Here is a 21,503-nt window from a genome sequence, read left to right as displayed (position 1 = left end):
CGCGGCAAAACTACCGCGGACCTAGCTGTTTTCTATGAAGAAGTGGCCAGGGACGACTGTCCACTGAAGCCCCCGGGGCCGACTCTTCGTAGCCGATTTTACCTTCTCACGGTTCGGGCCACCGGGCTAGTGGTGTCCACCGCCGCCGTGGCCGCCGCCACCGAAGCCACCGCCGCCGAAGCCTCCGCTGTGCCCGCCACCACCAAATCCGCCGCTACCGAAGCCGCCGCCGCCAAACCCGCCGGAGCCGTGGCCACCGCTCGGACCGCCGCCAGGGTTGCCGCCGCCAAACCCGCCTGGACCCCCGCCGAAGCCGCCGTGGTTACCGCCGGGATTGCCGCCAAAGCCACCCGGTCCCCCGCCGAAACCGCCGGGGTTACCGCCAATGCCGCTGGGGTTGCCGCCGGAGCCGCCCGGGTTCCCGCCCGGAGAGTGCTGCGACGGGCCTTGCGGCACACCGGGCGCCGGTATGCCCGGAAGCCCCGGAATGCCCAACTCCGGCAGACCCGGTAGCCCCGGAATGAGCGGCGGCGACTGCGGGCGCACAGGATCCGGTTGTTGCACCGGAGGCTGGACCGGCGGGACGACGACCGGCGGGACGACCACGGGCGGCTGCGGCACGCTGACCGGTGGCTTCGGGTCCGGAAGCTGCACGGGCGGGGGCGCCGGGGGCACGTGCACGGGCGGCGTCGGCCCGCGCACCGGACCCACGTGGACGGGATTCGGTCGCTGCACGGGGATCGGCACCGGTAGCGGGACGAAAACCGGCGGTGCCGCGACCACGGGGGCAGGTGGCGGTGCGGCCGGTAGCGGCGGAGCCTCGATGATCGGCGCCGGGGCCGGAATCGGCAGTGCGGCCGGCGGCGGCGCGGGAGCAGGGGCCGCCGGCGCCGGTGGCAGGGCCGCCGGGATCGGCACATTCGCGGGCGGGACCGCGACCGCGGGAACGTCGACGCTCGCCGGAGCCGGAGCCGGAGCCGAAGCCGGGGCCGGCGGCGCGGCGGGAACCGGCGACTGAATGATCAGGTTCTGCAGCGGCCTCGGCAGCAGCGCAACGCTGGGCTTAATACCAAGCGCCAGAGCCACTTCCAGCGACAGGGCGGCCGCGACGAAGGCAACCGCAAGGATGCTGCCGACCAGCACGAGTGGGCGTCGCCCGGGCTCGTCGCCGAAGTGTTCGTCGTCGAAATGCTGATCACCCAACGGATCCTGGGCAATGGTGTGCGCGTCGGCATCCTCATCCGGTACCGCGCTGTAGGCCAGATCGTCCTCGCCCGGCGTAGCGCCTAACGGAACATCCGGCGCCGCAAGGTATCCCGGTGCTACGGCATACGGGTCTATCGCGCCCGTACCGGGATCGAGCGCGTAAGCCAGCGCCGCCGTCGACGAGGCGAACAGCGGAGCGTTGGCCGACGCCAGAGCGGCGCCCCACGCGAGCGCGGTGTCGGGTTCCTCGGCGGCGGTGACGGGAAGTGCTGTGGCAGCTTCCAATTGGGGCTTGATCGTCGCGACGTCGACGCCGGATCCGACGATGAACACGCTCTGCGGGCGGGTTTCCAGCGACTCCAAACCGGCCACCATGCCGGCCAATTCGGTGATGCTGTGGCCGCCCGACATCAACTCTTTGTGGACGTCGGTGATGGAACCGTCGGCGGAGTCGACGATCGCCAGCGTCGCGGTGTCGGGTTCGAGGAAAAGCAGCGCGGTGTGCGTGTCGCCGACCGTGCAACCGACCGTCTGTGCCAACGCGGCCGCGGCCATGAAGGACGACACCAGCATGACGTTCTCGACCTTGCGGGTGGCGAGCGCGTCGCGCAGGGCGGCGGCGTCCACCGGATCGGTCCATGTGACGCCGGTCGACGTGAGGGCGTGGCCGGCCTCGATTGCGCCTTCGCGGGTTCCCAGGATCGCCGAGATCACCTGATCGGCGGCGCTCAGTGTCGCCGCATCGTCGTCCGCGGTGAAGGCGAATTGATTGTCTTCCACGGTGACGCCGTCGGCGTCTTCACCTTCTACCAGCAGCATTCGAACCGATGTGGGTGCCATCGACACCCCGAGCACGATATCCACCGCGCCTCCAGAACCTTTCGCAGCGCGCCACGGTTTTGGGCGGAGGCAACACCGCGTCCGGCGCTACTCCTGAATATTCTCCGCGCAAGCTGTGCGGTGGGGCAGCCGAAGTTAAGCAGAGCTTATGAAATTCAGATAGACCTCGACGGCGTCGGACCGCGACCCCGTGTCGCCGCTCAGTGATCGCCGATCGCCGACGGGCGGCGTGAGGCCAGATGGCCGTGCACACCCTCGGCGTACGCAGTCTCGGCATGTTCGCTGAAGTCGATCCCCGCCGTCTCGTCCTCAGGGCTGACGCGGAAGCCGAAGAACCGATCGACGATTTTGGCCAGCAGAAACGACATCCCGAACGCGTAGACCGCGACGACGGCGGCCGCCAGGGCCTGCTTGCCGAACTGAAGAAATCCGCCGCCGTAGACGAGACCCGACGCGCCGCCGGTCATGACATCCGTGGCGAGCATTCCGATGAGCAGCACCCCGACGACACCTCCGACGAAGTGCACGCCGACGACGTCAAGCGAGTCGTCGTAGCCGAACTTGAACTTGAGGGTGATCGCGAACGAGCACACGATGCCCGCAGCCAGTCCAACGGCGACCGCACCCAGGGTGTTGACCGTGCCGCAGGAGGGCGTGATCGCAACGAGGCCCGCGACGACACCGGACGCCGCACCGAACGTCGTCGGCCGCCCGTCGCGGATCTTCTCAACGGCCAGCCAACCAAGCATGCCGACACATCCTGCTACCAGCGTGTTGAGAAAGATCGCCGCGGCTAAGCCGTTGGCGGCCAGCGCCGACCCGGCGTTGAAACCGAACCAGCCGAACCACAGCAGGCCCACACCGAGCAACACGAAGGGCAGGTTGTGCGGGCGCATGGCGTCCTTCATGAAGCCGATACGCGGACCCAGGACCAGGGCGAGCGCCAGCGCTGAGGCGCCGGAGACGATTTCGACGACGAGGCCGCCGGCGTAGTCGAGCACGCCGAGCTTGAACATCCAGCCGTGCGGGTTCCACACCCAGTGCGCAACGACGGAGTAGACGGCGATGGCCCACACGGGGACGAACACCACCCAGGCGGAGAACCGCGCGCGGTCGGCGATCGCGCCGCTGACCAGTGCGGCGGTGATGATCGCGAATGTGAGCTGGAAGGTGGCGAACAGCAGTTCGGGAACAGCGCCGTGCAAGGTGCCGGGGCCGATGCCCGCCATCCCGATGTGGGCGAGATCGCCGATGAGACCGAACCCGCCGCCGTCGCCGGAGAACGCCAGCGAGTAGCCGACAAGCAGCCACGCCACCGTCACGAGCGGGATCGCGATGAAGCTCATCATGATCATGTTCAGGACACCGGCGGTGCGCACCATGCCGCCGTAGAAGATCGCCAGCCCCGGCGTCATCAGCATCACCAGGGCTGTGCTGGCTAGTAGCCAGGCAGTCGCGGCGGGATCGACTTGCTGCATTCGAAGGAGAATAAGGCCGAATCGCCGCTGCCGCGCGTTGGCTCAGTCTTTGACGAAGTTCAGATAGGACCGCGACGGCGTGGGACCGCGCTGGCCCTGATACTTCGACCCGACCGAATCGCTGCCATACGGATGCTCGGCCGGACTGGTCAGCCGCAGGATGCAGAGCTGTCCGATCTTCATGCCGGGCCACAGCGTGATCGGCAGGTTCGCGACGTTGGAGAGCTCCAGGGTGATGTGTCCGCTGAAGCCGGGATCGATGAAGCCGGCGGTCGAGTGCGTCAGCAAACCCAGTCGGCCGAGCGAGGACTTGCCCTCGAGCCGGCCGGCCAAATCCTCAGGGAGCGTGCACGTTTCGAGGGTTGACCCAAGAACGAACTCGCCGGGATGCAGTACGAATGGTTCACCCTCGGCCGGCTCCACCAGCGTGGTCAACTCGTCTTGCTGCTGCTTCGGGTCGATGTGGGTGTAGCGGGTGTTGTTGAACACCCGGAACAAGCTGTCGAGGCGGACGTCGACGCTGGACGGTTGGACCAGGGCGTCCTCGAACGGGTCGATTCCCAACCGGCCGGCGGCGATTTCGGCCCTGAGATCGCGATCGGAAAGCAGCACGCGACGAGCGTAGCCGCTGGGATGCCCCGCGAGTGCTAGCCTTCCCAGGCAACATTGCCGATGTAGTTCAATGGCAGAACATCAGCTTCCCAAGCTGAATACGCGGGTTCGATTCCCGTCATCGGCTCCAGGTGGGCTCGAGGTCGAACGACCACGCGAAGACTCGCGCTAGGCAGCTTTCCCACTCTTCAACCGCTCTCGCGCGCTTTCCGTCCGCAGTGGGGATCCACCGAAATGATCCGGGGTGCGGCGGAAACAAGAGAGCGGGACTCTGGCCCCGACGTGGCGCGGATCCGGCCACGGCTCTCGGCGGCCAGGTCAGCTCTGTCGAATTTGGAAAGATTTGTCGCAATGCATCGTGTGCGTCGTCGCCGAAACCGACTGCCACGCGAGGCTGCACGATCGCAAGCTCTTCCCGTAGATAGGGCGCACAGTTGTCGATCCACTCGCGCGTGGAGGCAACATTCTTCTCGGGATGACAGTGCACGACGTTGGTCGTGTAGATCATCTCTTTTCGAAGGCCGGCTCGCTCGAGAGCTCGGTCTAGGTGCTTTCCGCTGCCACCGTAGAACGGTTGCTGCTTTTTCATGCATGGACCGCAAAGGCTCTGACCCACTACGACGACCGGTGAATCTATGTCGCCGTAGGCCGGCGACGATTGTGTCTTGGCTTCCACGTTCATGTCGTCGCCGCACTTCTTGCACGCCTTGATTCGCTGGGCCAGCATGTCGTGGTCCCGCCGCCGGCGATCACTGCGTGTCGGCGACATCGCATGGCCCCCTTGCTCTGCCTACGACCCGAGTATGCAGTGCCCGGTCGGGTCGCCCGGAACCGGCTGCACGTCGGCTCCCAAAGGAGCGGGAGTACCGGCCGGCATGCAGGTATCGACTCCGTTGATGAGCGCACGCACGCCGACCGGTCCCGGGTTGACCTTGCCCGTCTTCGGATCGATGAATGGCTTGACCAGTTGTGGCCCACGCTGCGCGGCGTCGGCAATCTGGTCCGGAATACCCGCACCCGGGTTCTGCTCGCATTGCTGCCGTTGGTCCGGCGGCTTCTGCTCGCAAAGCGGGTCGTCGGCACCGGCTATCGGAGCGACTGCGACGAGAGCGCTGGCGCCTACGCCGGCGAGGATTGCGATAACGGTGCGCTGCGTGAACATGTGGTCGTCCCTTCGTCTTCACTCGGCAACGAAGGTTAAGCACACGACAGGCAGCGGCGAAGGGTGTTCCATCCCTTTCAAATTCGATTGCTGCTTTCGGTCCTCAGGACCTGAAGACCATGGCCGAAACACTCGCGGCGGTCCGTCGTGGCGCTGCTCCTGCACGCGTCTCGAAAACCGTTGGGCGGGAACGGCGGTAGCGACCGCGGGTGGGCGGCGGGAGGGGTGCTTACCTCCCGCCGCCCAGTGCGCTAAATGGCCAATTCAGCGGTGACAGCATTGATGATGTCGCCCGGATCGATCGCAGCGAGGAGCATTCCCTCGTCGAACCATGACGACACGTCGAACCATGACGATGCGTCCAGCCATGAAGATGCGTCGAACAGTGACGACGCGTCGAAGATCGACGTCACGTCTTCCACCAAACTGAGGTCGGTCGCCGCGGCTGCGGCGTCACCTCCGGACGGGCCCCCGAGAGCCTCCGCGATGCTGTCGGGGAGGATGCGGAAGAAGAAATCGATCGGGCCCGCTTCGGTGAAGATGCCCGGGAACGGCTCATCTTCCAGATCGATTACCGTCCCATCGAAGTTGTCTCCGTTCAAGAAGGCATCCAAGATCCGAACGGGCGCTTGAAACAACGTGTTCAGCGCGCCCGCGGTATCCCCAGCTTCGAGCTGATCGGTGTAGGCATCGGTCTCCAGCGATGCCCGGAACCCCGCGGTGATGGACGGCGCGAGAAGTGCGTAGCTCGCACCTCGGAAGGTCTCGACACTGAACAACTGCTGGGTGACGTTGGTCGACAGCTGCGACAGTTCGCCGATGATGCCCACCCCGCCGGTGCCGTCCGGACGAGTGCTGTCAAGCAGGTCGAACAGCGGCCGGCCGATGCCCCCGAGACCTTGGCGCAGGAAGAAGCCGTTGAGGTCCGTGAACGCCTCCAGCGCGTTGCCTTCGGCGTACAGGGCCGAAACCTCTTGTAGGACAGTGGGAAATTGCGCGATCGCCGACTGCAGAGCAGCGCCCGATTCGGCGAAACTCTCACTGATTCTGGTCGAGTATTCCGTCGTCAGGCCCGTCAAGGTAGCGGGGAGATCGCTGGCGGCGATCTCGGTTTGACGCTCGGCCAAATTCGCCGCCGCCGAGCCGAGCACCTCGATAATGTCGCCGGAATTGACGAGTTGCACATCGCGGTGCTGCGGGCCCGCCGGGTGTTGGATCGCGGGCACCGCTGCGATCACGCTCGCGCCGACCACGGCGATACCGGCCGCAACAGTGCGTGCGCGGACACCGCTGAGCGTCGTGGCGGTCTGACGAGCCCAGCCGAGATCGTTGTGTCGAAGAGTTAGCTGCATCAGGATCTTTCGTTCGATTCGGTTACCGACCTGGCGGCCGGCAGTGCCCAAGTTAACTTAGAGAAACCTGATCTTAATAGGGTTGCCTTACCTTAATTAGATACTCTAAAACAACTCATAGATGCACGGCCGGAGATGTGGCCGTACGGCAATGGCCTCCGAGCCGGTCAGGTATCCGGCTACTATCCCGCAGCATAAGACCAGTTCAAGAGTCTTTTCCCAAACCGATCCGTCGGTGTGGGGCCCATCGGGGGTTCACCAGAGTGGCAGCGGTCAAACGCACATAAAACCTGAGTCGCGGCCAAGTCCCGCATATGTTTTTCTAAGAGAGGCTGCGGTCGGCGAGGGTCGGTGCTCGGAACACCCCGTATCCGGTGCCCCGGCGAGCCGTTCCAAGAATTTGCTAGGAGGTGAACGTCGCCGTGGAGTCGTTCGCCCAGTTGCCGCGCGGTGAGCAGTTGCCGTAGTTCGTCAGGCACTGAATCTGCGGTACGCCGTTGGTCACCTTCATCGAGACCATGGCATGCCGTTGATCGCCGAGGGTGAACTTCGCTTGGAGTTCCGAGTCGCTCTTGGTACGGACGGTGTAGGAGCCCGGCGGCACCCGCCCTGGCCCGAACGTGGCGGACGCCGGCGTCTCGAGGAACCACTCGTCCAACCACATGTCCTTGCCGGTGTTGTTCACGATCGTGAAGGTCGCACCGGGCGCGGCATGCGCGAGTCCGGCCGGCTGCAGCGCGGCACCCATCAGCAGGCCGCACCAAAGCACCGGGGCTGCAGCTATTTTCGCGATTGTCACGTCGCGCCTCCTTGCTGGTCGAAATCAGTAGTGTGCGGAATCTAGCCGAGACTCTTCGCGAAACCGCTGAGATCGCGCATACTCGCGGCAAAGACATCGGGCATCACACCCGGGAACAGCAAGTCACCCCCGTGGCAGGTACCCGCGACCACTCTCCCGACGGCCGGCACGCCCGCGCGAACAAGTCGGCGGTAGTAGTCCAAGCCTTCGTCGCGCATCGGGTCGAGCTCATTCACCGAAATCACATGCGGTGGAAGGCCGCTGAGATCTTCAGCTGTCGCGTAACCGGCAAAGCAGGTGGGGTCGTTCACATGCTCGCCGCTCGGGTCGTAGATCGAGGCGAGCATCTCGGCCTGCTGCAGGCTCACAAAGTAGCCGTCGCACTCCCGCAGCGATGGGAAGTCGTCGGGCACCTCGTGCCACTTGTTCGAGATGTATGGGCACTGCGCATACAACCCGGCAATCTCGTGCAGCCAGCCTTCCCGCTTGGCCTTGTGCCCTACCGTCAGCGTGAGATTGCCCCCGCCGGATTCGCCGGACACGATCAGGTGGCTGACACCCAGTTCCGCGCGATGGGCAGCGACCCACCGCACACCGGCTGCGCAGTCGTTCAGGCCGGCCGGGAAGGCATGCGGGCCAAGCTTTCCGCCGGAGTTCCGGAATTCGACGCCGACGACGACCAGACCGCTGGCCGCCAGGAACTCGCGGACGCGGGAGTACATCGCGTCGGCGGCGCTGGCGATGGCCATGCCGCCGCCGTGTAGATGGACGACCGCCGGCAGCGGGCTCGCGGTCTCAGGTCTGCTGATGTACAACGTGATGTCGTTGCCGTCCTCGCCGGTGATGGTCGTGGTCGTGGTGGTGACGCCGTCCGCGTCGGGAACGCCGGGGGCGAAGGCGTCGAGGACGGCGCCGATCCCGGCCTCGCACATATCGGCGTAGCCGAGGCGCTCGTCGAGGGGCGCGTCGATCGTGATGGGGACGAGAGGCATGTTCCCGCCGATTCCGAACTTCGTCAGCGCCGCGACCATGCGCGGATCGGAACGAGGGTCGGTCTCGAGCGAACGGTCCGGATCAGCAAGACGCCCGTCAGCCATGTCGTGACGCTACAACGGTCCGCACCATATTCATGCCAGATACCAGGGAAATCCCTCTATCCCTCCGGCCCCGATCCGGCATAACGTTGGCCCCGTTCCGACCGGGGCACCGCGCACCGGAACACGCCCGCGTGACTGCTTGCGACAAGGATCGGCGATTTGTCGACCGGAGAGGGCGTAGACGTGCCCGAGTACGGTAAAGCCGTTGTCACTCAACGTGATCCGTTCCATCTTGACGTGTTCATGCGTTCGCCCGCCGACACACTGCTACACATCTGGGGCCGCGACGGCGACGCCGACGCCTTCGACAACGCGATGGACCTGGGTGGGTTGCTCGACTCCGAACCGGTCGCGGTCAAGCGTCATCCCGCGGGAATGGATGTCTTCGCGCTGAGCATGACCGTCGTGGGCGCCCACGAGGGCCCCAAGATCCTGCACTGGTCCTGGGCTCCCGGCACCGGGTTGTGGAGCGGACCCGAGGAACTCCCCGGTTTCGCCGCCACCACCCCGGCGGTCGTCGCCGACGACGACTGGCTGTACGTCTTCGCGCGCAGCGTCGACGGGTCGATCCTGTGGTGGTGGAAACACGGCGATCGGCCCTGGAAGGAACGCGGTGTGCTCGTCAACGGCCCGCGCATTGCCGTCGGAGATCCGGTCGTGATTCGGCGGGCCGGCGGTCAGATCGACATCTACTACGCGGCAAGGCATCCCGACGTCGAATCCGGCGACCTCAACGACAAGCGACTCAAATTCGTCGTCGACACGGTGACCCGGGACGCGAACAATCACCATTCCATCAAAGAGCACGAGCTTGTCACCGGAAATCGGTTGAAGTTCACCAGCACCGCTCTGACCGCTTTTTCGCGTGCCGCGACGCGCCAGGACATCTACGTCCGCTCCGTTGACGGCAAGTTGATCCACTGGGGGTTCGGCGGCCTCGACGTGGTATCCGAGACCGACCAAGGTTGGTACGGACCGGAAGCCATCGTCGACACCACGACTTTCCCCCTCACGCTCGACCCCATAGCCGTCAATCGCATCGGCCAGGCCGACATCTTCGTCCTCGACAAGGGCACCAGTAGATTGCGGCGCTGGAACTGGAACGAGCTCGCCTGGGCGCCCGCCGACGCAGGCCCCGCAACCTTTCGCAGCAACCCGGCCGCGATCTCGCGCAATAAGGACACCATCGAACTGGTCGTCCGCACCGGCGATTATGAAGTCACGGTGTGGAAGTGGGCGGAGGGCACACCAGGCTCCTGGTCCGGGCCGAAGGTGTGGACGGCAAGCCTTTTCAAACAAGACCCACCGAACGATCCCCTGGCCGGCACCGCGGACGACGCCCCGCCCGACTTTCTCATCGTCCGACCCCAAGACCACGTGGTGCTCGGAGTCACCGCGCCAGGGCATTCGGTGCGACTGGACGCGGCGCCGGGTCCGCCGACCCTCCAACTCCCCGGCGGCGATGTCGTGCTGACGTTCCCTCCCCAACACATCGCCGAGCAAGCGTCGAGGCCGGGAGCGACCGCCGGCGGCGGGATCTGGGCCGCGTTGCTGTCGGGACCTAGCCGGTTGCCCATCGACGAGATACGCGACCCCCTGATCACGTCGAGCGAACTGCTGGCCGCTTTCGACGGCCACTCGATCGATGCCGAAGACAACGCGATCGAGTTACCCCGTGGGCTGATCATCGCGCCCGAGACGGCCGCCGACCAAGCCGCCCCCGTCGTGCGGCATCCCACAAACCCGATCGGCAGCGTTGGCACATACGGGATCTGGCGAAGCCGCATCGAATCGACCGGCGACGGCGATCTGCACATCCGCGCCCTGCGCGCCGGTCGCGACGAGAACTTCACGGTAGCCCTGCCCAAGGCGGATCGCATCCTGATCGCGGAACTGTGCGACGGCGTGCCGACCGAGAAGCTGCCCGTCGCCAAGCGCCTCGAATTGAGTTGTCTCGGTGGCACATTGACGGCTTCGGGCAAGTGGCGAACATACGAGTGGGACCACAATGCCGTGCTCGGACGCGACCAGACGGTGCGCACCGCGATCAAGGGCGTGCTCTATCCGTTCGGCCACCGAGCGGTGTGGGTCGAGATGACCGAGCGCAGCACCGACGAAGACGTCGCGGTGCTGCGCAAAATCAGCACGCTCTACATCACCGAGCCGGTCAAGCACCTCGGCGCGGACGCGCCGAACAATCTGCGAAATGCGTTCCCGTTCAGTGAAGTCGAGATCGGGACCCGAGAGTATCGCAACCTCGACAACGCGGTCTGGAAAGAGATTCCGCGCCCGTCCAAAGCGGCGGGCGAACTGCAGAGCGACTGCGAAGATCTGAGACACCGACTGGACCGCCTTCGTGACGAGGTCTTTCTCGGCGGTGCCATCGGTGGAGTGACAACGGAAGCGCTCGCCCAAGGCACCCCGGCCGCCGTCAAGTATCTCCAGATGTATGCACAGCTCCAGCGATTCGAAGCGCTGCTCGCGCTGTTGGACGAGCAGGGCATCGGAACGGTCGGCGTCAAGACGTTTTTCACGCCTTTTACCAAGGGCAGGCCCTTGCAGTTCCCAATCCGATGCAGAGCGAAAAACGGCGACGTCCACTTCCCGCAGGAACTGATCTTCGTCGCCGACCTCGACCTGAACGGTGACTTCCGGCCGCTGTTCCGGTCGTTGTCTGACTCCCGCGTGACCGCGGCCGTCTTCACCGAGTACGAACGCAGCGGCGGTGGCGTGATCGATTTGCCCAGTGTGCCAATCGATTTGTTGCCCCATACCCCGCCGACGTTCGCCGACGCGCCAACCGAACTGCAGACCTCCATCCACGAAGTCCGCCGGCTCAACATCGTCGGCAATCACCACTTGCGGGGCTTTCTGCCGACTCTGGGTGTACCGGGTGACGCAAAGTCGTGGGCGGCCTACGTCGGAATGCCCACCGTCCGCTCGCTGATCGGCCAGGACCCGACGACCAAGGTCCTGTTCACACCGGAGTACCTGCGGGACTCGGATGTCGATGTTCCACTGAAACTGATGGACCAGCTGGTCCTCGACTTCACCGAAATAAAAGACCGCGCTGGCGGACTCGCCGGCCCCAAGCTGGTCGTCGACCGAATCTCGCGGTTGAACGGGCTCGCCAACACCGACCCGAGGAGTCTGATCGCCGAAGGCGCGTCCCTGCTGGGCTTCTCGCTGAAGGACCTCCTCGGCGCGATCGACGTCCCACCCGAACTCAAGACCATCGTGCGTGACGGGGTGCCCAACGAGGTGCGGATGAAGTGGCAGACGGTCCCGCTCCAGGCCGTGCCGATGTTCAAGCCGGGCCCCGACTCGACGGTCACGATCGATGTCGTCAGCTCGGGACTGCACAACGACACTTTCTGCGTGGCAAACAATTTCACGTTGCAGATACCGTCGCCCGGGCCGGACGCGGACGCAACCGAAGCCCTGATCGAAATCGACTTCAAGGCCATCACATTCCGGCAGAACACCGGCGAAGCCCCTAAGGTGTCGGTCGACATCAGCGACATCAGATTCGTGGGCAGACTGCACCTCCTGACATCTCTTCAGGAGGCGATCGGCGGCTTCGACAAGCTGCCTGTCAAGATCGAGGCGGCCAAGGACAAGGTCGTCGCGCGCTATCAACTGCCGCTGCCTGATGTTTCGGCGATGTCGTTCGTGATGAGCAACCTGGTCTTCAGTGCCGCCCTGACGATTCCGTTCACCAAGGACCCGGTCTCCATAGCGGTCGGCTTCGCCTCGCGCGAAAGACCTTTCACGCTGACCGTGCTCATGTTCGGCGGCGGCGGCTACGTGGATCTCGAGTTGGACTACACCGGACTGCGCCGGTTGGAGATCTCGCTGCAGTTCGGCGCCGCGATCGGGATGAACTTCGGCGTCGGCAAGGCCGAGGTGCACGCCTTCGGCGGCATTCGCTATGCCCTGGTTTCGGGGTCCGCGATGCTGACCGGATATATCCACATCGGCGGCAGCCTCGATGTGCTTGGCCTGGTGTCGGTCTCGGTCGAGCTGCGGGTCGAACTCGCCTACAACTTCAAGCACAACTGGCTCGTCGGCCGCGCCACCATCGTCATCGATATCGACATCACCTTGTATTCCGACTCGTTCGAACTCGACAGTGGAGAGTGGGTGATCGCGGGCGGCTCCGGGACCCATGAGCTGTCGAATTCGCGGCCGGCACAATTCATTGCGCGACCAGAGCCCGATCCCGCCGGCCTCAAGGCGTGGGAGTCCTACCGAAGTGCGTTCACGGGGGTGCCGCAGGCATGAGCAGGATCCTGGTCGTCGCCGTTCCGGCGGGCGCCCTCGGCGCGAACGGCATCGCGCGGGTACGTGCGCTGATCGTGCCGCAACTCGACACCGACAATGACAAACCGCTGTCCGAGTTGGGTTTTCGAGACTGGCCGAGCACAGTCGCGAACTCGACGTTCGCGGCACAGTTCGCACCCGACACCACAGGGGCGCAGACATCGTCGAAGCCGCTCACACTGATACCACACGCGTCAACGGATATCTGGAACGGGTTCTTCGCTCGTGCGGAAGTGCGACAACCGCAGTTCACTGAATACGGTGAGTTGTTCGTCGCCCCCACCTCGAAGGAAGCCCAGACGATCGTCGACGGCTATACCGATACGGCGGCCGCGCACACCGCCGACACTCCGGCTGCCGCGGCCGAAGCCGCGAAGGCGGTGCGCACGCAGTACGGCGAATGGATCGAACCGCCGACGATCCTGCCGCCACGGGACGATTACGGCGAAGCCACACTGAGCGACGACGCGCAGAACTGGTCCGCGCCGGACTTCCAACGCACGGTATCCATGCTGCGCGAGCATCCCTCCGTGCTTCTCCATCTGGGTCTCATCCTCGAATTCACCCTGCCTGCCGACGACATCCCTACCGGTTCCGGCCAGCGACTGATCAGCATCGCCTCCAACCTCGACGCCCAGGTGCCCGCCGCGGTCAGCGTCGTCAGTCGATGGACGCGCTACCAGTTGTCCGACAATCGATTCCTGCCCTGGGCCGCACCGGGCAGCGACGTGGCCGGCGGGATCGTGGATTTGGCCGGTGCGGGCAAGATCTCGGCCGAACGACGTGGTGACACGAATCGCTGGGCGCTGGCGACTTTCGACGTCGCCGGAGCCGTGAGCCGCCTGCGTGAAGGCGCGCAGCGCGCGGCAACGGGGGCGGCGCCGAGCACGCTCCCGGTCTTGCACTCGTCGGGCCTCACGCTGCTGCGACGCAACCGCGAAGCCCAGCTGCGCACCCGAGTGGCGAACAGCGTTCGGGCGCGGGCACATCGGAGTGGCGACGCACCGCTGCCCGATGCGGATGACATCCACCGGGTACTCACTGCCGACGATCTGACCCTCGGCTACCGGGTCGATATCAAAGAGCAGACCGGGGCGTGGGCACCGCTGTGCGAACGGATGGCGACGTATCTGCTCGACGGCCATCCGATCGGACCCGAGGCGCGACGGGAGGAGGGCCAGGTCAAGGCGAACGCCGCGGCGGTCGAGAAGGACAACGTGCTGCGGGCCGACGAAGCCGTGGTCCGTTGGTACGGATGGAGTCTCGCCTTCCGTCGCCCGGTCTTCGACGAGCATGGCGAACGGGAACCCGACCAGAGCCCGGTCGCCGTCCCCTTCGATTTCAAGTGGACATTCGCGCAACCGCCCGATACCCGGCAGACCCCGCTGCGATTCGGTCACGGCTACCACATGCGGGTTCGGGTCGCGGACATGGCCGGCAGCGGCCTCGAGGCCGGCGACCTCCACGATGACAACGAGGGCCAGTCCGACCTGGTGCTCTACGGCCGGCACGAACCGGTCCCGCCGCCCGAATTCGCGCCTCCCCCAGACCTATTGGCGCCGGGCGGCTATGGCCAGGGTGGCACGATCGACCGGCTGGTTGTTCGTAGCGACCCGGCGGGCGACATTCCGATGAACGTCGAGCAATTCGCCGCGGCCCATCACGGAATGTACCCAGCCAACGACACGAGAGTCCTGCTGCCCCCGCCGACATCGATGACGATTGCCGAGCAGTACGGCGCCCTCGACGGTGCCGATCTCGCGACGTGGGGTTGGGTGCAGCGGGCGATGACCGCCCCCGCGGCGGATGCTGCCGGCAACTACACCTGGCTCCCCGACCCCGCGGCGCTGAAAGTGCAGGTCTTCGTCAGGAGGCAACTGGACTCACCTGCGCCGGGGCGCACGTTCGACGATCAATGGGCGCCGCGCTGGCCCGACCTGGACGCGAAGAGACTTGTGCTACAGGGCCGTAACCCCAACGCGCCCGTCGCCCAGTGGAAGTCCGGATCGCTTCGGACCTTCTACGCCCGCCTCGACCCGGGACTGCAGGTCGATCTCGAGGTGTCGTCGACCATCCGCACGACCGACCTGGACAAGTTCGAAGTGAAGGACTGGGCGGACGCCGGCGCGGAAACACTGATCGCACAGGGCCGCCACCCGATGGCGACACCCCCGCGGGTGGTCGAACTCGTGCACGCGGTGCGCCGACCCGTCCACCCGCCGAAGTCCACGCCGAGCGCGCATCGCGACGAGGGCGACCACACCGCGGTCGTGATCGATCACGGCACCCTGTTCGGCATTCACCGGCCCAGCACCGGTCAGGTCGACGTGCGGGCGGAGTGGCACGAAGTCGTCGACAGTGCGGCGCCCGGGCCCGTTGTCACCGACGAGGTGGTGTCGATGACAGTCGGGCGAGACGCCACCGTCATCGGCGACCCGACGTTGTCCGCCGACAGCGGGATCACGGTCTCGTCATTCCGCCACGACTTCGGCGACACCCGCCATCGCATGGTGTCCTACACCCTCACCGCGGTCAGCCGCTACCGAGAGTTCTTCACAGAATCCGACGGCACTCCCGCCGACTTTTGTAGCAGCAGAACGCTTCCCGCGATCAGCATTCCGAGTTCGGCCCGACCCGCCCCACCGGTGGTGCTATCGGTCTCGCCGGCGTTCACCACCACCGTCGACGCCGCGTCGCCTCCGATTCAACGGACCCGCAGGGGCAAGACCGTCCGAGTCGAACTGGCCAGGCCGTGGAATACCTCCGGCGAGGGCGAGCAACTCGCCGTCGTCATCGCCGCCAAGACCTCGGACGCGTATCTGAACAAGACGGCTCGCTACTTGTCCCGGCTCTACCGCGACCCGATCTACAAGACCGACGTCGCCACCGGATACCTACCGCGCGAGATGTTTTCCAGCCAGGTCAACCCGGTGACCTGCAAGCTGGACGAACTCAACGAATCGGTGTTGGCGATCCCCTTCCCGGTGTCGTTCAGCGAGGAAACCGGCCGGTGGTTCGCCGATGTCGAGATCCCAATGTTCGACAGCGAGATCCTGGTGCCGGAGCCGGATCGGCCGTACAGCCCGATGGTTCGGCTCGGCGTCGCGCGTTACCAGCCCGAAAGCGTAAAAGATTGCGCGCTATCCCGTGTCGTCATGACCGACTTCGTGTCCCTGATGCCAGACCGCAGGCTATTGGTCGACACCTCTGTGGTCGGCGGGGTTGTCGAGGTGACACTGCAACTCGTGGGCCCGGGGCCCAAAGGCGGGAAGCCCAATAAAGTCGTTGCGGTACTGGAGGTTTGCGATCTGGCGGAGGGTCAGCTCAACCCGGCGAGCGACGTCACTGCGGCGCGCGCCGATCACCCCGGGCTCTGGCATCGCGACGGTGCCCCTGCCATCGGGACGCTGAACACTCCGCTGCCACCCATTCGTTTCCGCTCCAACAGCGGCGCCGCCCGGATCGTGGTCCGTGAGTACGAGGACATCGACAGCCCCGTACCGCCCGCGCCCGTGGGGACGTTCGCGGCCGACCTTCAGCAGCGCACGGTGTTCGTGGATATCGTCCCGTTGACCTGACGCTGCTAGCTGTAGTCCCGGGGTAGGGTCGCTACCCCGTCGGGTGGAACATGTTGTGCACCGGGGTTATTGGCCAGGCGCTCCGCCTCGTCGGCGGCGTCCTGGAACAACCGGGTACTGATCGCGTCAAGCTCGGAGTTGTCGGCGAATACGAGACTCGATGCGGCCCTGAGCCAGAGCGCGGCCTGCCGGTAGATGCCGAGGTCGCCTGCGGCGACGCACGCCGCCATATAGCCGTTGTCGCGGAACCATCCCGAGTCGACGCTGGTGAAGTAGTAGTGCACCGCTTCGGTCAGGGCAGCGGGGTCGAGGAACCGTGCGGCGAAGGGATTACCGGCCTCTTCCTGTTGCCCGACCCATTCGACGTGTGAGGCGACCACCTCTTGAATGAAGTGGACATACACCTCTCTCGTCATGTCGCCCGACGCCGAAAGAGCTACCGCGACATTCGGATCGAGGAACACCGAGCCGTCGTCCTCGGTCACCTGCAGCGCACCGCTGTCGACGTTGCGCATGTGGGTGAGCTCGTGAATCAAGGCCGATCGCAGCGTGACCTTGGCCTTCTTTCCCTGCTTGTTGGTATGAAACCGGCGTCCCATGATGGTGGTGTCACGAAACCCGATGATCCCGCGGGTGATGGCGTCCGGCCCGGTGAACGGCACATAGATGGCCGATCCCGTGAGGTTTGCGACGCTGGCTCTCGAATCCTCGTCCACGCGTAGGTCGGGGATGCCCGCGGTGCGGTTCTGCGAGACCATCGCCAGGCAGATCTCGTCCCGTAGCAGCGATAGCATCGCGAAGCCGACGTCGTGGCGAATCGTGTTGAGCGGCCGGGTGATCAGATAGTTCAACTCGAAGCCGACGAAGGGCTCGACGACCTGATTCAGCACCCAGGGGGCCACTTCACCGAACCAAGGGTCGAGATAAGGCGGGTTGTGATACATCGCGTTGTCCAACGCCGTCGACGTGCCGGGTCCGACGACCGCATCCGCCGGCGACAGGCCCTGGGCGCGCTTGAACGCCTTGACGGCGTTGCCGGTGTTGGTGCCGAAGACTCCGTCGAGTTTGCCCGGGTTGTAACCGAGAACGGTCAGCGCCTCCTGCACCCGCATCACGGCGAGATCGTCGTCGTCTGCCGACAACACCCACTGTCCGGACTGGCAACCGTTCAGAACGTCGTCTCCGATGAAGCGCGTTGATCGCATCGCCATGCGATCAGGCTAAGCAGCAAACACGCATCCGATCCGGGCTCGCAAACGACTCATGCCGGGTTCACATGATTGCCTGACATAGCGCACATCCGGGTCAGCGGTCGGGACCGTCGAACGACGGCGGCGCCGAGGATGGAGCGCTGCCCCAGAAGAGATTCGGGACTGACGACAGCCCGAAGTCGACGGAGCCGCCGGTTCGGATCATCGACTCCGGCAGATACGTCAGATCCGTGGGGTGCCCGTCGATGCCTAGGCCGGCGATGTACTGCTGCCCGGCGGACGCGCCCGGAGCCGAGATGCGGATCAGATTGCCGGTCGGCAAGGTGATCTCGGCCCGGTCGAAGATCGGTGTGTTGACGGTCAACACCGACGTTCCCGGGGTGGCCGGATACAGCCCGAGCGCGGCCCAAACGTACCAACTGGACAGCGCGCCGAGGTCGTCGTTGCCGGGTTCGCCGTCGGGCGTCGGACCGAAGGCGGAACGGCGGATCCGGTCGACGGTCAGTTGGGTCTTCCACGGCTGGCCGATGTAGTTGTACAGCCACGGAACACCGAAGTTCGGTTCGTTGCCGATCCACAGGTTCGGCTTGTGCGGCCCGGCATTGACTTCGGCGGTGAAGAGGTCGAGCCGCAGGCCGGCCGCCAACGGTCCGCCGAGCACGCCGACCAGACCGGCGACGTTGTGCGGCACCATCCAGAGGTACTGCTCGGCGTTGCCCTCCTCGAATCCCTCCTGCCCGAGGTGGTCCTCATCGGGCAGTTGCAAGCCCGGCCCGGGCGCGAACCTGCCGGCGGTGTCGCGCGGCGAGAGGTAGCCGTTCGACGGGTTGAGCAGGTTGCGCCAGAACTGCGCGCGCCGTTGGAATTCCGTTGCGACGGAGCCGAACCCGAGCGCTTCGGCAAACTTTGCGATTGCGAAGTCGTCCACCGACCACTCCAGCGTGACCGAGGCGCCGGGGTAGGGGTTGGCGCTGCCGAACGGGCGGGTCTGCGGCAGGTAACCGTACTCGGCATAGCTCTTCGCTATCGGACGCTCCACGTAGTCGCCCAGTCCCCTACCGCCCTCGGTGGCCGCCTTGAGCATGTAGTACAACGCCGTCTTGGCGTCAAAGTCGTTGCCGCCGAACGTGTACAGGCCGACGATGAGCGGCACCGGGTTGTCTCCGGTCATGATCGCCGTCGACGCATTGGCCAGGCCCCAGCGCGGGAGCGCGCCGCTCTGCGCGGCGTCGTTCACCAGCGACTGCGCCATGTCCCCGGCCTGTCGGGGAAACAACAAGGCCTGCAGGGCGGCCAGGCATCGGTAGGTGTCCCAGTCGGAGAAGTTGGCGTACTGCGTGTGCCCCTTGCCCACCGTGCGAACAGCTCCGTCGAAACCGGGGTAGCTTCCGTCGACGTCGTTGAACACGTTGGGGTGCAATAACGATCGATAGAGCGACGTGTAGAACGTCCGCATGTCGTCGTCATTGCTGCCGGCCACCCGGATCCGCGACAGGGCCGCATTCCACTCGTGCGCTGCGGCTCGGCGGACGACGTCGAAGCCGCTTTCGCCTTCGGCGGCCAGGTTGGCGCGGGCGCCGTCGATGCTGACGTAGGAGATCGCCGTGTGCACTTCGACGACCGAGCCGGCCGGAAACTCGACCCATCCGCCGACCTGGGGCGCGTCGGCCGCACGGGCGCCCGGATGGACCGCATGCCCGTCGAATGTGCCGTGCGCGCCAAACGGTCGACTGACCCTCGTCGCGAAGTACACGGTGTAGGAATTCTTGGCGCCGCAGAATCCACCGGTGGTCGCCGACCCGGTGATCGTGGCGTTGTCCTCGCCGATCTGAATGCTCGACGCCGTGTTGCCTGCCAACGAACCGCCGGAGCGCACGTGAAGAATTGCGGGTCGGCCGTCGGCCGGATAGCGGAATCGACCGACACCGGTTCGCGTCGTCGCGGTCAGTTCCGCGCTCACCCCGGTGTCGGGGAATCGGACCGCGTAGTAACCGGGCGTGCCGACCTCGGTCTCGTCGTGCGCGATGGTTTCCCACGCCGACCACGGTTCGGAGCCGATCGGGGTGGTGGTCGGCAGCACCGGGATGTCACCGAAGGTCGGGCAGCCCGCCGAGGCATGGTTCATGCTGAAGCCGGTCGAGCGGCTGTTGTGGAAGTCGTAGCCGGCGTAGGTATCGGTGGTGTCCGGCGAATACTGCACCATCCCGAACGGCAGTGCGGCGCCGGGAAAGTTGTTGATCTCCCCCATCGTCTCGCTACCGGTCCCGGTGCCGATGAGCGTATTGACGTGTTCGACCGGATTCGTGACCAACGCGAGGCCTTCGGCGCGGGCCATGGTGGGCGGCATCCAGCCACCCACCGCGGCCACTACCGCGATAAGCGCGCCAAACCCTTTCCGGGTCCACCCCATTCGACGCAGCGTATTGGCTGCCCACCCCGCCGTTGCGGTTTCAGCCCGGACGGGTCCGCCAGGGCAGCGTGCGCAAGGGCGTCTCTCAGCTCGATTCGACGACCGCGCGGATCCGCTCCAGCGTCGTCGTCATGTCGCGAATATTGCGACGGCGTCGTAGCTCCCCGAAGACAAATTGCACGAAGCGCGGCATGCCGTAGTTTTTCACCCAGAACGACTCGGTGACATCGGTGCCCGTCGGCGTCGGCGTGAATTGGTAATGCCAATTGTTGACGGGCGTATTGCCGACGAGCACCTGAAAGCCGAACTCGCGACCCGGCTCGCACGCCGTGATCCGGCAGGTTGTCCAGTAGACCGGGCCGATCTCATTGCGCTTCACGTGCCCACGGAAGCGGACCCCGATAGCGGGCCCGGTCGCCCCGTCCAGCCACTCCGCGTCGAATGTCTCCGGCGAGAACCGGCCGGTGTTGCGGACGTCGGACACCAGCGCCCAGATGTCGTCAGCCGGCGCATCCATATGCACGGTCACGGATTCACGCATGGGGCGAGCGTAGGCGAAATGAATCCCGCGGCAAGCGATTACTCGGCTGGTAACTTCGTCCGCTATGGGTGCCTTGGACGGACGCGTTGCCTTGATCACCGGTGGAGCTCGCGGACAGGGTCGCGCGCATGCGCTGGCGCTGGCCGCCGAGGGCGCCGACATCGTCGTCGCCGACGCCCCGAACGCGATGGCCGACCTGACCTACCCGCTCGGCACCGAAGACGACCTCCGCGTCACCGCGAAGCTGGTCGACGAACTCGGTCGCCGATGTGTGCCACTGACCCTCGACGTGCGCGACGGGAACGCGGTCGAGGCCGCGGTGCGACAGACCGTCGCCGACCTGGGCAGCCTCGACATCGTGGTGGCCAACGCCGGCATCGTCAGCACCGGGCCGCTGGACGAGGTCAGCGACGGCGTGTGGGCTCAACTGATCGACACCAACCTGACCGGGGCGTTCCACACCTTGCGTGCGGCCATCCCCGTAATGCGGCAACAGCGTTTCGGGCGGATCGTCGTCACGTCGTCGATGGGTGGACGCATGGGCATCCCCGACCTCGCCGCGTACAACGCCACCAAGTGGGGCGTCATCGGCTTGGCGAAATCTGCCGCCCTCGAGGTCGCGAAGGACGGCGTGACGATCAACGTCGTCTGTCCGACCACGACCCAGACACCGATGGTGCAACCCGCCGGCGGCGAGGACATCCCGGACGACCTGGTGCGCCGGATGATGAAGGCCAACCCGATCCCCCAGCCGTGGCTGCAGCCCGAAGACGTCAGCCGCGGCGTGCTCTACCTGGTCACCGACCCCGGCGTCATCACCGGCAGCGTCCTCGAGATCGGACTGGGCGGCAGCGCGCGCATCCACTGACACAGGCCATTTCGTTGCACCATACC

Annotated in this window: 13 protein-coding genes, 1 tRNA gene and 1 pseudogene; 4 read left to right on the top strand and 11 right to left on the bottom strand. The window is 65.6% G+C overall.

Features of this window, described 5'->3' with window-relative positions; genetic code table 11:
* Positions 1 to 126: 126 nt before the first annotated feature.
* The 3 genes from PT015_RS20070 to dcd form a co-directional block, all read right to left on the bottom strand.
* Positions 127 to 2,070 carry a DUF7159 family protein gene (locus tag PT015_RS20070; protein ID WP_285186749.1) on the bottom strand — a complete coding sequence of 648 codons (1,944 nt, stop codon included), beginning with the start codon at positions 2,068 to 2,070 and terminating at the stop codon, positions 127 to 129.
* 176 nt (positions 2,071 to 2,246) lie between these two features.
* Positions 2,247 to 3,524, bottom strand: a complete 1,278-nt coding sequence (locus PT015_RS20065) for an ammonium transporter (RefSeq protein WP_285186747.1) — start codon at positions 3,522 to 3,524, stop codon at positions 2,247 to 2,249.
* A 42-nt stretch (positions 3,525 to 3,566) separates the two neighbouring features.
* The gene (dcd, locus tag PT015_RS20060) at positions 3,567 to 4,136 is read right to left on the bottom strand and encodes a dCTP deaminase (protein ID WP_285186746.1); all 570 of its coding nucleotides are present in this window, start codon (positions 4,134 to 4,136) and stop codon (positions 3,567 to 3,569) included.
* A gap of 56 nt (positions 4,137 to 4,192) precedes the next feature.
* Here dcd and PT015_RS20055 point away from each other — a divergent pair.
* Positions 4,193 to 4,266 (top strand) — tRNA-Gly (locus tag PT015_RS20055).
* Here PT015_RS20055 and PT015_RS20050 read toward each other — a convergent pair.
* The 5 genes from PT015_RS20050 to PT015_RS20030 form a co-directional block, all read right to left on the bottom strand.
* A complete protein-coding gene (locus tag PT015_RS20050) occupies positions 4,255 to 4,818 on the bottom strand; it encodes a uracil-DNA glycosylase family protein (protein ID WP_390888041.1) in 564 nt (187 codons plus the stop codon). The two genes, PT015_RS20055 and PT015_RS20050, sit on opposite strands and share 12 nt — an antisense overlap.
* 108 nt (positions 4,819 to 4,926) lie before the next feature.
* Positions 4,927 to 5,298: a hypothetical protein gene (locus tag PT015_RS20045; protein ID WP_285186745.1), complete on the bottom strand. Its 372-nt coding sequence runs from the start codon at positions 5,296 to 5,298 to the stop codon at positions 4,927 to 4,929.
* Positions 5,299 to 5,549: 251 nt separating this feature from the next.
* Positions 5,550 to 6,701 (bottom strand): hypothetical protein, encoded by a 1,152-nt coding sequence (locus tag PT015_RS20040; RefSeq protein ID WP_285186743.1) that lies wholly within the window; start codon positions 6,699 to 6,701, stop codon positions 5,550 to 5,552.
* A 352-nt stretch (positions 6,702 to 7,053) separates the two neighbouring features.
* Positions 7,054 to 7,449 (bottom strand): hypothetical protein, encoded by a 396-nt coding sequence (locus PT015_RS20035; RefSeq protein ID WP_285186742.1) that lies wholly within the window; start codon positions 7,447 to 7,449, stop codon positions 7,054 to 7,056.
* Positions 7,450 to 7,490: 41 nt separating this feature from the next.
* A complete protein-coding gene (locus tag PT015_RS20030; protein ID WP_285186741.1) occupies positions 7,491 to 8,546 on the bottom strand; it encodes an alpha/beta hydrolase fold domain-containing protein in 1,056 nt (351 codons plus the stop codon).
* Between the two features lie 159 nt (positions 8,547 to 8,705).
* On the opposite strand from PT015_RS20030, the gene PT015_RS20025 reads away from it, so the two are divergent.
* Together PT015_RS20025 and PT015_RS20020 are read left to right on the top strand one after the other, a co-directional pair.
* Complete coding sequence (locus tag PT015_RS20025) at positions 8,706 to 12,830, top strand: hypothetical protein (protein ID WP_285186740.1); 4,125 nt, start codon at positions 8,706 to 8,708, stop codon at positions 12,828 to 12,830.
* Positions 12,827 to 16,447: a hypothetical protein gene (locus PT015_RS20020; protein ID WP_285186739.1), complete on the top strand. Its 3,621-nt coding sequence runs from the start codon at positions 12,827 to 12,829 to the stop codon at positions 16,445 to 16,447. The genes PT015_RS20025 and PT015_RS20020 overlap by 4 nt, the downstream gene beginning before the upstream one ends.
* A gap of 5 nt (positions 16,448 to 16,452) precedes the next feature.
* On the opposite strand, the gene PT015_RS20015 is transcribed toward PT015_RS20020, so the two are convergent.
* The 3 genes and pseudogenes from PT015_RS20015 to PT015_RS20005 form a co-directional block, all read right to left on the bottom strand.
* Positions 16,453 to 17,658: a peptidoglycan-binding domain-containing protein gene (locus PT015_RS20015; protein WP_285186738.1), complete on the bottom strand. Its 1,206-nt coding sequence runs from the start codon at positions 17,656 to 17,658 to the stop codon at positions 16,453 to 16,455.
* Between the two features lie 112 nt (positions 17,659 to 17,770).
* Positions 17,771 to 20,068, bottom strand: a pseudogene (locus PT015_RS20010) (GH92 family glycosyl hydrolase); the annotation flags it as partial.
* Between the two features lie 85 nt (positions 20,069 to 20,153).
* On the bottom strand, positions 20,154 to 20,609 hold the full coding sequence (locus tag PT015_RS20005; RefSeq protein ID WP_285186737.1) for an SRPBCC family protein: 456 nt from the start codon (positions 20,607 to 20,609) through the stop codon (positions 20,154 to 20,156).
* A 64-nt stretch (positions 20,610 to 20,673) separates the two neighbouring features.
* On the opposite strand from PT015_RS20005, the gene PT015_RS20000 reads away from it, so the two are divergent.
* Positions 20,674 to 21,477: a mycofactocin-coupled SDR family oxidoreductase gene (locus PT015_RS20000; RefSeq protein WP_285186735.1), complete on the top strand. Its 804-nt coding sequence runs from the start codon at positions 20,674 to 20,676 to the stop codon at positions 21,475 to 21,477.
* The last annotated feature ends 26 nt before the right edge of the window (positions 21,478 to 21,503 follow it).

This window comes from Candidatus Mycobacterium wuenschmannii (assembly GCF_030252325.1).
Lineage (GTDB): Bacteria > Actinomycetota > Actinomycetes > Mycobacteriales > Mycobacteriaceae > Mycobacterium > Mycobacterium wuenschmannii.
Note: the sequence above shows the minus strand (reverse complement) of the source record. Positions and strands in the feature narration are given on the sequence as shown.

Coding starts and splice junctions, on each gene's coding strand:
- PT015_RS20065 (WP_285186747.1), bottom strand. CDS start 3,524: ATGCAGCAAGTCGATCCCGCCGCGACTGCCTGGCTACTAGCCAGCACA.
- PT015_RS20005 (WP_285186737.1), bottom strand. CDS start 20,609: ATGCGTGAATCCGTGACCGTGCATATGGATGCGCCGGCTGACGACATC.
- PT015_RS20020 (WP_285186739.1), top strand. CDS start 12,827: ATGAGCAGGATCCTGGTCGTCGCCGTTCCGGCGGGCGCCCTCGGCGCG.
- PT015_RS20050 (WP_390888041.1), bottom strand. CDS start 4,818: ATGAACGTGGAAGCCAAGACACAATCGTCGCCGGCCTACGGCGACATA.
- PT015_RS20045 (WP_285186745.1), bottom strand. CDS start 5,298: ATGTTCACGCAGCGCACCGTTATCGCAATCCTCGCCGGCGTAGGCGCC.
- PT015_RS20000 (WP_285186735.1), top strand. CDS start 20,674: ATGGGTGCCTTGGACGGACGCGTTGCCTTGATCACCGGTGGAGCTCGC.
- PT015_RS20015 (WP_285186738.1), bottom strand. CDS start 17,658: ATGGCGATGCGATCAACGCGCTTCATCGGAGACGACGTTCTGAACGGT.
- PT015_RS20030 (WP_285186741.1), bottom strand. CDS start 8,546: ATGGCTGACGGGCGTCTTGCTGATCCGGACCGTTCGCTCGAGACCGAC.